The organism is Gordonia sp. 852002-50395_SCH5434458 (assembly GCF_001665905.1).
Taxonomy (GTDB): Bacteria; Actinomycetota; Actinomycetes; order Mycobacteriales; family Mycobacteriaceae; genus Gordonia; species Gordonia jacobaea.
The window spans coordinates 33,628-45,627 of the sequence record NZ_LZTC01000090.1 but is presented as its reverse complement, the minus strand read 5'-3'; the positions used below and the strand labels follow the sequence as shown (position 1 = coordinate 45,627).

The following is a 12,000-nucleotide window of genomic DNA, read 5'->3' as shown; positions in this document are numbered from 1 at the left end:
AAACCTGCTCATTCGCACGCGACCCCGTCGCCGTCGCGGTCGAGCTTCGCGGAGTAGCCCGGCTGCCCGCGGTGCAGGGGCGCGACGCCGGCCGCACGTGCCTGGGCGCAGTTGGCGTAGGTGGTGCTCGACGGTGCGACCTGCGGCGGGGCCACGGCCTCTGGCGGTGCGGTCTGTGGGGCCGGGGCGGGCTTGGGTGAATCAGCTTCGGGTGCAGAGCAATTCGACAGGATGCGGATCATGGCCTGCTTCTCTGCCGCGGTCACCCACAGGTGGTAGTTGGCTTTGACCGCGATCTGCCGCTCGACGTAGGTGCATCGATACGACTTGTTGGGCGGCAACCATGTCGCGGCATCGCCGGCACCCTTGGCCTGGTTGGTGCGGCCGTCGGTGGCCTGCAGATTGCGCGGATCGTTGGCGAGGTTGCGGCGCTGCTCGGCCGAAAGCTGTTGCGCGCCTTTCTGCCACGCGTCGGACAGCGCGACGACATGGTCGATCTGGACCTTCGACGACGTCGCCGAGCCGCGCGTGAAAGCGATCGACGTTCGCGTGTACGGATCGTCGAGCGTTCCCGACAGCACCACACATCCGTTGGTTCCGGGTTTGAGGGTCACGCCGGACAGATCACGTCCGAGGATGTCGTTGCGGGTGTCGCACCCGTTGTGGCCGTCGGCGACCGAGACGTCGTCGGACCATGCCTGTCCGAATTGTGACCGCTCGTAACCGGTCTTCGGCGCGCGTCCCTTCACTGCGAGCGACTCGAGCGTCGTGCGCGCGCTCGACTGCGCCACCTGAGATGGGGTGACCGGCGCGGGCGCGGCGTGCGCCGTCGCGGCGGGGACCAGCGCGCTCGCGGCGAGAACGGTCACGGCGATGGGCCAGACGATGTCGGCGCGTCGGGAGGCGCGAACGTTCTGCGCGTCGTCGTGTTGCATACCGTCGTGCGGCAAAACGTCGACCGGCGCGTCTTTGATCAGCATGGCGGAAACGTATCAGCCGGTACCGACAGCGAGCCCGAGCGAGTGGGTGCGGAGGTGAGATGCCCTGATCACGCTGCTGGAATCACACTGCCGGGATGATGATGAATGTGTGCGCGCAAAGGGATTCGAACCCCTGACCGCTGGTGTGTAAGACCAGAGCTCTACCGCTGAGCTATACGCGCTCGACGCGTCGTCGGGCCGAGGCCTCGCGCGTCAACACACGAATCTAGCCGGTCGGCTGGTCGGAACCCAAACTGCAAGCCCCGGGCGGCCGAGCGGCACCGTAAATGTGTGTCGAATCGAAGGATGTGGATGCTGCAGCACACACATCCTTCGATAAGACACACATCTACGACGCGGGTCGGCGGTGGAGGGCCGGAAGCGTCCTGGGGTCAGCCGCAAACCGGGGTCACCCGAAAATCGGCGGCAGGGCGAACAGAACGATCGTCGACCAGACGACGTGCGTGCAGATCGGTGCCACCACTCCGCCGGTGCAGCGACGCAGGATGGCGCACACCGCGCCGAGGAGTATCGCGGCGAATCCGAGCATCACGTTTCCGCTGGCCAGGGTCGCGATCGTGTAGACGACCGTGGACACGACGACCGGGTGATGCGGCCGCACCGCCGAGTACACCGCGCCGCGGAAGAACAATTCCTCGGCGGCGCCATTGATCAGGGTGATCGCGGTGACGACCGCGATGCTGCCGTAGTCGGCGAAGGCGAGCACGTTGCTGACGAGCTCGCTGAGCGGTCCGATCAGCTTGGTGAGGAATGCGCCGATGACGAACACCGCGCCCATCGCAACGCCCGCGACCACTCCGAGCGCAACGGCGCCCGACGTCGAGCCCTCGCCGTCGAGGGAGAACCTTCCGGCAGAGAGCCTGCTGGTGGCTATCGCCCCGATGATCCAGGTGGCCGCGAGGCCGAGCGTCAGCGGGTAGAACGCGGTGTCGCCGGGTGTCACCGAGAGAGAGACCCCCAAGAAGACGGCGCCGATGAGCAGGAATCCGACCACGGCGAGGCGACGGCGCGTCGAATAGATGGGTTGATCTGTGTTGCGGTCGACGGCGACAGCGTCGAGGAGTCGGGTCACCGACCGGGGCAGGGAGGCGGTCGACATCAGGGCAGGAACTGCCCGAGAACACGCCGGGCGACGAGCGTCACGCCCGCTACTGTTCCGATCACGCCGACCGCCGCGCCGAGTGCTGCGCGGCGGGCCCGCAGTAGGTCGCCGCCCGCCCAGTCGGGGTCGGTGTCGGCGAGGTGGTGCAGATCGTCGAGCTCGGAAACCGGACGGGGATAAGGCGACTCGACCGACGCGCGAATGGCGTCTCGCATGGTGGTGAGACCTCCGGTCGGTGGGGACACGAACTCGGTGATGCGGTGCTCGGAGGCGCGCATCGGATACCGCAGCGACGTGACCAGTTCTTCGGTCAATGCTGCTGGGGCTGGCGTGATGATGCCCCCGACCTTACCCGCGAGCCGGGTGCTGATCGACGGAACGCGCACGCGTAGGCGAGGCATGCGGACCGCGCGGAGATACTCGTCGAGGATCGATCGGTAGACGCCGGTGTCCGGGCCGGCGATGTCGTAGGAGCCCGCCGGTAGTGACGGGTCGGCGGCCGCGACGAGGTAGTGGATGACGTCGCGGATGGAGATCGGGTCCATCGGATTGTCGATCCAGCCGGGCTCGGGGATCACCGGGAAGCGGTCGGCGAGGTAGCGCAGGATCTCGAACGACGTCGAGCCCGCCCCGAGGATCACCGCTGCACGCAACCAGACGAGTTCGGCGCCGCCGTCGATAGCGAGTCCCTCACCGACGTCCGCGCGGCTCTGTAGGTGCGCCGACATCTCGTCGCCGTCGGGCACGAAACCGCCGAGGTAGATGATGCGGGGGATGCCTCGACTGCGCGCCGCCTGTGCGACGGCCCGTGCGGCGGCGCGGTCGCCGTCGGCGAAGTCGGCCTGCCCGATGCCGTGCACGAGGTAGTACAGGGCGTCGACCGGGTGGTCGTCGGGGCTGGCCGCGTCGATGGCGGCACGTACCGAATCGGCGTCGTCGACGTCCATCTCGACCGCGGTCACATCGTCGGACCATCCGTACCGCGACAACCGCTTTGGCGATCGTGACGCGACGACCACCTCGTGGTCGGACGCGAGAAGGGCGTCGACGAGTCGTGAGCCGACGTATCCGGTTGCACCGGTGACCAGGAGCCGCATTGTCGCCACACTAGCCAGCACACCGCGGCGTGGCCCACTCGTGATTACGGCATCACGGACGCATCACGGCGACATCGCGCGGGGGTCAGGCGCGGCGGTACCGTTCGGCGAGCTGCACATGGCGTTCCGCGACGGCCCGGCACTCGTCGCGCAGTGCCGCGGGTTCGAGAACCGAGAAGTCGGAGTCGAAGGCGTGTAACCAGCGTGCGATCGAGGTGAGCGAGGTGCTGTAGATCGTGAGCTCGCAGCTCGAACCATCGCCGAATTCGATTGTGCCCCAAGCATCGTCGACCATCTTCTCGACAACGGCCAGTGGTGCGTGAATGCGCACCCGCGCGGTGGCGGACCGATACGCAGCGCCGAGGCTGCGCGCCAGATATGCGGCGGCACCACCTTCGGGGAGTTCACGAGGGACGAAACGTGCCCCGTTGGGTGTCTTGACCGTCATGCGGTCGACGCGAAACGAACGCCAGTCGTCGCGGTCGGGGTCCCAGGACACCAGATACCACCGAGATCCCTTGCGCACCAGTCTGTATGGCTCGACCTCGCGTCGACTCTCGGTTCCGTCGTGGCGTCGATAGTCGAATCGCAGGCGTTCCGTGCGGTGGCAGGCGGTCGCGATGTCGGACAGCACCTCTGCGGCCACTTCGGTGTCGCGCGGTCCCTGCGGAAGGGAATCGAGCGTGAGCGCGTCGAGTCGATGCCGCAACCGTGAGGGCATCACCTGCCGCAACTTGGCCAGTGCACCCGAAGACGCCTCGGTCATATCGCTGACGGCGGCGCTGCTGATCGCGTTGAGTCCCAGCGCGACGGCGAGTACCTCCTGGTCGTCGAGCAACAGTGGGGGCATCTCCGCTCCCGCGCCCAACCGGTACCCGCCTCCGACACCGACTGTCGAGTCGACGGGATATCCGAGGTCGCGCAGCTTGTCGACGTCGCGCCGGACCGTCCGCTTGGTGATGTTCAGTCGCGTGGCGAGATCGTCGCCCGACCACTCCTGGCGCATCTGGAGTAGGGACAGGAGCTGGAGTAGTCGCGCAGACGAATCGAGCATGGGGTCATTGTTGCGCGCATTGCGGACAATTGTGGTCCGCAATGCGCTGATCGTGTCACTTTGTGTGGCGGGTGAAGAACTGCCAGATCAACGACGTTGCCGAGATCGAATTGCTCATCTGCCCGGCCTGTGACGGGCTTCCGGTGGAGCCCGGCCACACGTGCGCGCCGCCATTGACGCGGTAGTGGGTGATTTCGTGACCCGACGCTGCGCAGAACGGCCAGTCGATACGGGTGACGTAGCGATTGACCGGAAACTTGAGCGGCTGCGGCAGGCAACCGTCGCGTGCCGCCCACCCCGACAGCCAATCCATCACGGGCGTATAGGCGCCGCCGTGGCGAACGCCGCCGTCGTAGTGGATCGTTCGGTCGGCCGTGCCGTGGAAATCGATGATGGACGCGGGCGGGGCACCGGGACAATTCGGGCGCCCGGCGTCGTAGAACGCCCCGCTCACCACCGCGTAGGCGGCGAACTCGGCGGGCAGCCTGCACGCGAGCATCGCGACGAGTCCGCCACCGTTCGACCGGCCCGCCGCGTACGTGCGGCTCGAGTCGATACATGCCGCCGCCCGCATCTCGCGCAGGATCGTTCTGGTGAAGGCTATGTCGTCGGCGCGCGGCGAGGAGTACGGCGCCCCTTGCCACGAGACGAGCCATCGGTGCCGCGCAGTCCCTCCGGATAGACGACGATCGCGGGGAGCTGCGCGAGACCGGTGAACCGTGCAAAGGTCGCTGCGGGTTCGGCGTGCCCGTGAAACGCCAGAATCAACGGGTACGTCGACTGCCCGCTGTAACCGGCGGGCACGTTGACGCTGTAGGTGCGCTCGACGCCGCCGACAGTCGTCGTATGCTTCGACGTCCCCGGTGCGAGGCGGTGCGGCCCGGCGCAACCGGTGAGGTCGGCCACGTGATGACGTGGTTCGACGGCGTTCGCCGCCGGGACGGTCTCGGCAACCGAGGCAACAGCGACAGCGGTGAGAACGCCGAGGACGAGTGAGAGTGCAGTGCGCCAGGCACGGCGTCGGGCGGATCGCGGCACCCGGCAAGAATAGTGGGTCGGCGCAAACATCGGTGTGATCCGTCCGGGGGATTCACGTGCCGGCGCAGCCTCGCGGTGCAGTCGTGCCGATTCGGCACGACCGAAGCGTCTTGTTTGCGATGCTGAGCGCCATGATGGTGCGTCGCCCGGCCCACACACCGATCGGCAGGGGAGTCTGTGGGGTTCTTCGTCGGAAATACGCTGGCACACCGCTGATGTTGCTGGTGGTCGCCTTGCTCGCGGCGGTGTGTGCTCTTCCCGCCCAGGCAGGAGCGCAACCGCCTGGAGCGCATCCGTCGGCAGGTGGACCGGGAACCCTGCCTCCGGGATTCCTCTGGGGAGTGTCGTCGTCGGGTTTCCAGTCCGAAGGATCGTCACCGGACAGCAACTGGACACGATATGTCGCGGCGGGAAAAACCGACGACAAGGTGGGGTCGGCCGTCGACTTTCGTCATCGGTATCGCTCGGATATCGCGCTCGCGAAGTCGCTCGGTGTCACGGTCTTTCGGGTCAGCGTCGAGTGGGCCCGCATCGAGCCGAAGCCCGGAGTCGTCGACCGTCGTGAGCTCGCCTACTACGACGACCTCATCGCAGCGATCGTGAGCGCGGGGATGCGGCCGATGATCACCCTCGACCACTGGGTCTACCCGGGATGGGTCGCAGCACGCGGTGGGTGGGCAGATGCGTCGACTCCGCGGGCGTGGCTGCGGAACGCGCGATTCGTCGTCGACAGGTACGCACGTGCCAATCCGCTGTGGATCACGATCAACGAGCCGACGATCTACGCCGTCAACGAGTTGCGCATGGGTGGGCTTCCCGTGTCCGCGAGCGTGACGATGCGCGATCGGCTCATCGACGTGCACACCTCGATCTACCGATACATTCACCAACGCCAGCCCGGCGCCATGGTGTCGTCGAACATCGCATACGTCCCGACAGTCGAGCCGATCGTCGACGCCGCGTTCGTCGATCGGGTGCGCGATTCGCTCGACTTCATCGGCGTCGACTATTACTACTCGGCATCGGTCACCGATCTGAGCGCGATCAACGCGGCCACCGGAAAGAACTGGAACGCAACGGTATCGGCCGACGGCATCTACTACGCCCTCCGTGATCTCGCGCGGCGCTATCCCGGCACGCCCCTCTACGTCGTCGAGACGGGCATGCCGACCCAGAACGGCGCACCGCGCCCCGACGGCTATCGGCGCGGCGATCACCTGCGTGACCTCGTCTACTGGGTCGGACGGGCGCGCGCAGCCCACATCCCGGTCATCGGGTTCAACTACTGGAGCCTGACCGACAACTACGAATGGGGTTCGTACACACCACGATTCGGGCTGTACACCGTCGACGTCAAGACAGATCCGACGCTGCGCAGACAACCGACCGACGCGGTGGCGGCCTATCGCGACATCACCGCGCGCAACGGGGTGGGGTCGACGTATCGTCCGACTCGCCCCGCCCAGTGGTGCTCGCTGGTCGCCGCTCCCGCGAGTTGCGACCAGCCGGTGCGCTGACCCGCAGCGATCCGTGTGTCGGACAAGTGGTCATTGCGGTGAGTGAGACAGATTGTTAGTTTAGTCTCATGTCGGTCATGGAACGGCCCGAGGGCTCGGCGATACATCCACCATTGCGATTCCACTCGGCCGAGCGACGAGGTCGACGAATCGGACGCATCCTGAAGGTCTCCATGCGCCTGCGTGAGCCGACCACCGCCGAACTCGACATCATCGGTCAGCGCATGATGATGCGCGACGAACCTGCTGCCGCTCTGGTCCGGGCGATGCGCGCACCACGGGATTCGGCCGATCGGGTCAGCATGCAACAGTTCCGCGACGCGCTCGAGGAGGTTCCTGCCGATGCACCCCCGGCCCTGCGCGAGTTCTTCGCCACCGTCGAGAACACGCCCGAGTGGGTTGATTCCGACCTCCTCGAGCGAGGCGCCGGTGTGTACAGACGGCTGGGACAGAACGCCAACGATGTCCTCCTGCAACTGTCGTTGATCGGAGGCTATCGATTCGGTGGGCCTCCCGATCTCCTTGTCGCCACCGGAGGCCTCACCGGATCGACCGTCATGCGCAGGCTCGGCGAAACCCAGGCCTGGGGGATCGAGGTCGGCCGCCGTGGCGGCATGCAGCGTAGGGGCGAAGGCTGGAAACTCACGGTTCACGTGCGACTCATGCACGCACTGGTCAACCACTCGTTCGAGAACAACGGCCGGTGGGACGTCGCCCGTCACGGGCTACCGATCAATCAAGCCGACCTGGCCGGAACGCTCAGCCTGTTCAGCGGGACGCTCCTGATGGGTGTGCGGGCGCTGGGAGTGCCTGTCAGTCGCGAGGACTCTCGCGCGTTGATGCATCTGTGGAAGTACGTGGGGTGGCTGGTCGGTGTCGACGACGACTGGTTGTTCGACGAGGAGGTAGCCCAGCATCAGTTCAGCTACGCGGTGCTGTTGGCGCAGGGTGACGTCACCGACGCCGGAGCGCAGCTCACGACAGCGCTGGTCGATTCGCAGAAAGATCTGAACTACAAGTGGTTTCCCGCTGCGTCGGCAATCTACACCCGGCTCCGACTGCTCAGCATGCTGCAAGCTTTTCTCGGCCCTAGAGGAATGCGAGATCTGGGGCAGCGACAGGCACTTCCGTGGGCAATCGGTTCCGCGTGGCTGCGCAATACGGTGAACCACCGCATCATCGGCAAAACGCCGGTCGGCGAACGCTACCTCGAGTTTCTCGGTGCCAAAGCCGTTGAGCGCGCCCACTTTCGCCATTTCGGCGACCGCCAACCGCACCTCGGAGCCCTCGAGAACCGCTAGTGTCAGCGGTGCATTGACAGCCCCGCGCGCAGGCGCACAGCGCCGCAGGACCCGAAGGACGAGAACATGCCACTCACCGTCGTCGACAAGGACTCGATCACCGCGGCACTTTTCGCCGAGTGGTCCACTGTGCGGTCACTCGCGGCGCAACTGAGCGACGAGCAGTGGTCGGCGCCATCTGTGCTCCCGGGCTGGACCAACGCCGACATCGTTGCGCACATCATCGGCACGGAGAGCATGCTCGCCGGCCGGGATGTCGAGGCTGCCGACGACATCGCCTCGCGAACGCACGTGAAGAATCCGATCGGCGAACTCAACGAGCGATGGGCCGATCACTTCCGTGACAAGCCTCGGGAAGAGGTACTCGCCGCACTCGACGAGATCATCGAGGTGCGCACCGCAGCACTCACGGCGATGACGCGGGACGAGTTCGACGCGCAGACGGCCACTCCGGCCGGGCCCGACACCTACGGGCGATTCATGCGCATCCGCGTCTTCGACTGCTGGATTCACGAGATCGATCTGCGTGACGCCCTTGCCGACGGCGTGCCGTCCGATCCTGTCGCCGCGGGCGTCGCACTCGACGAGATCTGCTCGTCGTTGCCGTTCGTGGTGGGCAAGCGTGCGTCGGCGCCCGAGGGCAGCAGGGTTCGGTTCGAGATCGGTGGTGTCGCACCTCGTGACGCCAGGGTCGCGGTGGAGGGGCGTGCCGGGCTCGTCGAGTCATTCGACGGTGGCGACGACGCCGCGGACGTCACCCTGCGGGTCGACGGAGTCGACTTGGCCCGCCTGGTCGGCGGTCGGCGTGATGCGGATCCGAGCACGGTGCACGTCACCGGTGACGAGGGGCTGGCGAAGGACGTGCTCGCTCGGCTCGACTATGTGATCTGAGACGTCGAACGGGTTTTCTATCGGGTTTTGAGATATCGCATCGGTCAATTTTAGTTACCCAAGAAAGTGTCATCTGAACGATCGATACCGGGGGTATCGGGGGGTATTAAATACCCCTATCGCACACCTTGTTCGGGATCGCGAAGTTGCTTTCCACGCCCGAACGCTCGGGCTTCGCTTCCTGCAATCGTGCGTGCGGGTAGAGGATCGCTCAGCAGGGTGCGCACCAAGGTCGACGACGGACCGAGGTCGTCGTCGCTGCCCACGACGACGACGTTGCCGGTTCGACGTCCCTTGAGCATCGCGGGATCGGCGATCAGCATGACATTGGCGAAGACCTCCGCGACTGCTGCGGCGTCGGCGCGCACCAGGTCGAGAGTTCGCGCATCGCCGCAGTTGGCGAGATAGAGCCCGCCGGGAGTCAACACTCGTTTGACCGCCTGTACGAACTCGACGGTCGTCAGATGCGACGGCGTACGCGCGTCGGCGAAGGCATCGCGGATCACCACGTCCCGCGACCCCTCGGTCAGCGACTCGGTCACGGACCGCGCATCGCCGACGCGAATACGTAACAGCGGTGCGCGGCAGGTCGAACCACTCCCGCACCAATCGGGCGAGCTCCGCGTCGATCTCGACCGCAACCTGCCTCGCCCGCGGGTAGCGGTCGGCCAGGTTCCGGGGAAGCGCGCACGCCGCCCCGCCGAGGTGGAGAACTCGTAGCGGCGTCGACGTATCGGGATATCTGTCCTCGATGACCGCCGCCATCTGCCGGAGATATTCGAAATCGAGTGCCGACGGATCGTCGGGGTGGATGTGCGAACTGTGTGTCCCGTTGATGAGGAGCAGCCAGCCGCCCGAGATGGGATCGGCAACCACCTCGGCGGTGCCGCTGTCGATCGGGTGGCTACCCGGGACGGGTGCGGGACGGGGTTTGGCCATGAGGTGACGATACGATCGCGCGGTGCGTCGAGCCCCATCCAGTACCAGTCCGCGCGCGTTAGGTCCGGCGGGTCGAGCACTCGACGTCCCCGTCGGCCTGTGCGTCGGCTACCTCCTCGACCGCGCACTGGGCGACCCACGCCGGTGGCATCCCGTCGCCGGTATCGGGCGCGCGATCGGCCGACTCGAGCGCAGCGTCTACGCCGACTCGCGCTCGGCGGGCGTAGGTTTCGCCGCGACGTCGGTCTGTGCGGCGATCGCCGTCGGCGTCGGAGTCGACAGCGCCACCAGGCGCGTCGATTTCTCCCCTGTGCGGATTGCGACCATTGCCGCGGTGACCTGGGCAGTACTCGGTGGCACCACGCTCAACCGGGTCGGGCGCGAGGTGGCGGACAGTCTCTCCGTCGACGACATCGACGCCGCCCGCGCCCTGGTACCCAGCCTGTGTGGTCGCGACCCCGAACACCTCGACGCTGCCGGGATCGTGCGTGCCGCAGTCGAATCGATCGCCGAGAACACCTCGGATGCTGCTGTGGCCCCGCTGTTCTGGGGTGGCGTCGCGGGTGTGCCGGGGCTGATCGCGTACCGAACCGTCAACACCCTCGATTCGATGGTCGGCTACCGCAGCGACCGGTACCGACGGTTCGGATGGGCTTCGGCGCGACTCGACGACGTCGCAAACCTCGTGCCGGCACGGCTCGCCGGGGTGTTGGTCGTTGTGCTCGGAGACGACCGCGCAGGCGCTCTGCGCGCGTGGCGACGCGATGCCGCGGCGCATCCGAGTCCGAACGCGGGCGTCGTCGAATCGTCGTTCGCGGGAGCGCTGGGGCTTCGTCTGGGCGGTCGCACGGTGTACCCGCACGGCGTCGAAGAGCGTCCCGCGCTCGGAGACGGTCACCCGCCGGAGGTTGCGGATCTGTATTCGACGACGCACCTGTCGCGGCGGGTACAGCTCGGAGCTCTGGCATCGAGTGCGTTGATCGCGTGCGTGCTCGGCGCAGTTCGACAGCGTCGGCTGCTCAGCCGCCGTAGCGCTGGGTGAGCTTGTCGCGGACGTCGTCGGGCGCGTGTTCGGTGTCCGGACCGAGGCCGATCCGAGTCGTCTCGGAGTGGTCGGAGTCGTCGACGGCGGTGTCGCCACGCAGTTCTGCGCGCAATCGTTTGCGGCGCGCGGCGCGTTCGGAGGTGACACTCGCAGAGGTCGCGGCGGCGGGGGGCTGCGAATCCGTGGTCACCGCAGCGGAATCCGTCGACGCCGTGCCGCGTGTCCGGCGACGCTGCTTGATCTCGGCATAGATGAAGTACCCGGCCCCGAGCGGAGCCATGATTCCGAACGCGAGCCACTGCAGCCCGTAGGAGAGATAGGGGCCGGAATCGAGTTGGGGAAGCGGGATCTCACCGAGCGCTCCCGGCTGGTTCGGCGAAATCTGGATATAGAAGGGGTCCATTGCGGTGGACGTCGCGCGCGACAGTTCACCGGGGTCGATCGTGTACACCGACAGCGCGCCGTCGACGACCGCCGCGCCCCGACCCGGCGACGTGCCCTCGCCGGCCCTGATTCGACCGTCGATGGTCACCTCACCCTGTGGCGGTGGGGGAACGACCGGAGTCTGGCCCTGCTCGGGTCGCACGTATCCACGGTCGACGACCAGCACGCGGTCTGAATCCGCGACCCGGAACGGTGTCAGGACCTCGACGGCCGGGCGCTCGCCGACCGAACGCAATCGCACGAGGGCCTGCTTGTCGGTCAGGAAGGTGCCGGTGATGTGAACCTCGCGCCACTCGGTGTCGGATCGGAATCCGCTACCGGCAGGCGCCACGGACGCCAGGGGAACGGGCGCGATCGACACCGCCTGCTCGATGAGGTGGTTGCGGTCGCTGGTTTTGCTGTTCTTACCCAGTTGCCACGGAGCGAGGATGGAAAAACACAGCGCCGCGAATGCCACGACCACCACGGCCAGGGCAATCCACCCAGGTCGGAGGAAGGTTCGCAGCACACGCATGCCTCAACGGTACCGAGGTGCCCGCAGACGTCGCCTGTGCGGGGCGCCGTTCGACGC

The 12,000-nt window shown here is 66.8% G+C and carries 11 protein-coding genes, 1 tRNA gene and 1 pseudogene; 4 read left to right on the top strand and 9 right to left on the bottom strand.

Features of this window, described 5'->3' with window-relative positions:
- Nucleotides 1-8: 8 nt before the first annotated feature.
- The 7 genes from A5785_RS19135 to A5785_RS23825 form a co-directional block, all read right to left on the bottom strand.
- The gene (locus A5785_RS19135; RefSeq protein WP_082937777.1) at nt 9-980 is read right to left on the bottom strand and encodes a GmrSD restriction endonuclease domain-containing protein; all 972 of its coding nucleotides are present in this window, start codon (nt 978-980) and stop codon (nt 9-11) included.
- 110 nt (nt 981-1,090) lie between these two features.
- Nucleotides 1,091-1,162 (bottom strand) — tRNA-Val (locus A5785_RS19130).
- Between the two features lie 227 nt (nt 1,163-1,389).
- On the bottom strand, nt 1,390-2,100 hold the full coding sequence (locus A5785_RS19125; RefSeq protein ID WP_064867966.1) for a CPBP family intramembrane glutamic endopeptidase: 711 nt from the start codon (nt 2,098-2,100) through the stop codon (nt 1,390-1,392).
- Entirely contained in the window at nt 2,100-3,200 is a 1,101-nt protein-coding gene (locus A5785_RS19120) for an NAD(P)H-binding protein (protein ID WP_064867963.1), read from the bottom strand. The genes A5785_RS19125 and A5785_RS19120 overlap by 1 nt, the downstream gene beginning before the upstream one ends.
- A gap of 85 nt (nt 3,201-3,285) precedes the next feature.
- Complete coding sequence (locus A5785_RS19115; protein WP_039855806.1) at nt 3,286-4,254, bottom strand: helix-turn-helix transcriptional regulator; 969 nt, start codon at nt 4,252-4,254, stop codon at nt 3,286-3,288.
- A 55-nt stretch (nt 4,255-4,309) separates the two neighbouring features.
- The gene (locus A5785_RS23830; RefSeq protein WP_231894023.1) at nt 4,310-4,828 is read right to left on the bottom strand and encodes an alpha/beta hydrolase family esterase; all 519 of its coding nucleotides are present in this window, start codon (nt 4,826-4,828) and stop codon (nt 4,310-4,312) included.
- A gap of 26 nt (nt 4,829-4,854) precedes the next feature.
- Entirely contained in the window at nt 4,855-5,292 is a 438-nt protein-coding gene (locus A5785_RS23825; RefSeq protein WP_231894022.1) for a hypothetical protein, read from the bottom strand.
- 215 nt (nt 5,293-5,507) lie between these two features.
- Between A5785_RS23825 and A5785_RS19105 the strand changes: the two genes are divergently transcribed.
- The 3 genes from A5785_RS19105 to A5785_RS19095 all read left to right on the top strand — a co-directional run bounded on the left by A5785_RS19105 (nt 5,508) and on the right by A5785_RS19095 (nt 9,001).
- Nucleotides 5,508-6,809 carry a family 1 glycosylhydrolase gene (locus A5785_RS19105; protein WP_064867960.1) on the top strand — a complete coding sequence of 434 codons (1,302 nt, stop codon included), beginning with the start codon at nt 5,508-5,510 and terminating at the stop codon, nt 6,807-6,809.
- Nucleotides 6,810-6,886: 77 nt separating this feature from the next.
- Complete coding sequence (locus A5785_RS19100; RefSeq protein WP_064868028.1) at nt 6,887-8,110, top strand: oxygenase MpaB family protein; 1,224 nt, start codon at nt 6,887-6,889, stop codon at nt 8,108-8,110.
- A 66-nt stretch (nt 8,111-8,176) separates the two neighbouring features.
- The gene (locus A5785_RS19095; protein ID WP_064867956.1) at nt 8,177-9,001 is read left to right on the top strand and encodes a maleylpyruvate isomerase family mycothiol-dependent enzyme; all 825 of its coding nucleotides are present in this window, start codon (nt 8,177-8,179) and stop codon (nt 8,999-9,001) included.
- Between the two features lie 116 nt (nt 9,002-9,117).
- On the opposite strand, the pseudogene A5785_RS19090 reads toward A5785_RS19095, so the two are convergent.
- A pseudogene (locus A5785_RS19090) lies at nt 9,118-9,940 on the bottom strand (spermidine synthase).
- A 22-nt stretch (nt 9,941-9,962) separates the two neighbouring features.
- On the opposite strand from A5785_RS19090, the gene A5785_RS19085 reads away from it, so the two are divergent.
- The gene (locus A5785_RS19085) at nt 9,963-10,982 is read left to right on the top strand and encodes a cobalamin biosynthesis protein (protein ID WP_064867953.1); all 1,020 of its coding nucleotides are present in this window, start codon (nt 9,963-9,965) and stop codon (nt 10,980-10,982) included.
- On the opposite strand, the gene A5785_RS19080 is transcribed toward A5785_RS19085, so the two are convergent.
- On the bottom strand, nt 10,960-11,943 hold the full coding sequence (locus A5785_RS19080; protein WP_064867950.1) for an SURF1 family cytochrome oxidase biogenesis protein: 984 nt from the start codon (nt 11,941-11,943) through the stop codon (nt 10,960-10,962). The two genes, A5785_RS19085 and A5785_RS19080, sit on opposite strands and share 23 nt — an antisense overlap.
- Between the last annotated feature and the right edge of the window lie 57 nt (nt 11,944-12,000).

Bases quoted from the DNA above. Each gene is read 5' to 3' on its own strand.
- A5785_RS19115 (WP_039855806.1), bottom strand. From the start codon at position 4,254: ATGCTCGATTCGTCTGCGCGACTACTCCAGCTCCTGTCCCTACTCCAG.
- A5785_RS19100 (WP_064868028.1), top strand. From the start codon at position 6,887: ATGGAACGGCCCGAGGGCTCGGCGATACATCCACCATTGCGATTCCAC.
- A5785_RS19135 (WP_082937777.1), bottom strand. From the start codon at position 980: ATGCTGATCAAAGACGCGCCGGTCGACGTTTTGCCGCACGACGGTATG.
- A5785_RS19105 (WP_064867960.1), top strand. From the start codon at position 5,508: ATGTTGCTGGTGGTCGCCTTGCTCGCGGCGGTGTGTGCTCTTCCCGCC.
- A5785_RS19120 (WP_064867963.1), bottom strand. From the start codon at position 3,200: ATGCGGCTCCTGGTCACCGGTGCAACCGGATACGTCGGCTCACGACTC.
- A5785_RS19080 (WP_064867950.1), bottom strand. From the start codon at position 11,943: ATGCGTGTGCTGCGAACCTTCCTCCGACCTGGGTGGATTGCCCTGGCC.
- A5785_RS23830 (WP_231894023.1), bottom strand. From the start codon at position 4,828: ATGCGGGCGGCGGCATGTATCGACTCGAGCCGCACGTACGCGGCGGGC.
- A5785_RS19095 (WP_064867956.1), top strand. From the start codon at position 8,177: ATGCCACTCACCGTCGTCGACAAGGACTCGATCACCGCGGCACTTTTC.
- A5785_RS19125 (WP_064867966.1), bottom strand. From the start codon at position 2,100: ATGTCGACCGCCTCCCTGCCCCGGTCGGTGACCCGACTCCTCGACGCT.